1 protein-coding gene is annotated in these 1,058 nt (G+C 38.2%); it reads right to left on the bottom strand.

Annotated elements, in window-relative coordinates; all coding sequences use genetic code 11:
* Positions 1–58: 58 nt before the first annotated feature.
* On the bottom strand, positions 59–304 hold the full coding sequence (locus P378_RS20100; protein ID WP_207654015.1) for a hypothetical protein: 246 nt from the start codon (positions 302–304) through the stop codon (positions 59–61).
* Between the last annotated feature and the right edge of the window lie 754 nt (positions 305–1,058).

Here is a 1,058-nt window from a genome sequence, read left to right on the forward strand (position 1 = left end):
TTTCTTTATGTGTGTATTTTCTTAATTAACGCACATCGGCACGAGCTGCGTACTTATGTTATTCATCAATTATAATGCTTTCAGCGGATTTCTTTAATTTCCCGATCAACTCGATTATAGTTGGGTCTGGTTCCTTCTTAGCTTCTTTTTCCAGGTAATTAAAATCAATTTCCTCCATTTGTGATCTTATTAAAAGAAAGGCCCATTCCCGATCTGCTGAAGATTTCCAATACACTGCCGCTCTGACCCGGTCAAGAATCAARTCTTCGATGCCAATAACATAAACGTGATAACYTTCTTCCACAGTGACTTGCATGATCCTGTCAAGTGAGCCGGCCAGGRCATCGTCCGGTATTTCTATTGGGAGTCCTAAATCTTCATGATACCARTGCCTGTTGCCTTGCGACTTTTTAAAACCTAAAAGAGTAAGAATTTCCTGGCAAATTCACGGCCACTTACGACTAAATCTACATCAACTGTGGTATAGTGACCAAGGGTRTAAATCTCTACTGCATGGCCRCCWACAATAATTGGACGGATACCCATTTTTTCCAGAAGGTATGTAAGRTAGCTGAYGACCTTAATGTTTCTCTGGAATGTTTCCATTGGCTGTTCTTGAAYGCCAGCTATCTTYTCTTTAATAAGTTGTACATCAGCCTCAGAAATAAAATCTCCAACTYCTACCATTCTTTATCAAAATCCCTTCGCTTTGATAGCGTTTTACTTTGTCCATGATGGATCTGGCTAACAAGTTTATCTCYRCGGGATCTCTTTCTTTTCTATTTAYCCGTTCCTCTTTAGGCAGACGGGTACAGGTTGAAAGTTGTATTTTTAATGTTTTCTTTTTTTTGCCTTTATTTACTAGTTCGTCAATGTTTGCGCGTTTCATAAACGATCACCCTACATTTATTATATACCATTAAAAACAAAAAACAAAACCAATTTGGCAATATATCCCACCAGTATCAATGTTCCTCCGTCATGGATGCTCTATTCATTTAAGAATGCTTCTATAACAAGAAAAATGCACGGTTTTCACCATGCATTTGAGAGACTTG

The sequence above is a fragment of the Desulforamulus profundi genome, from assembly GCF_002607855.1.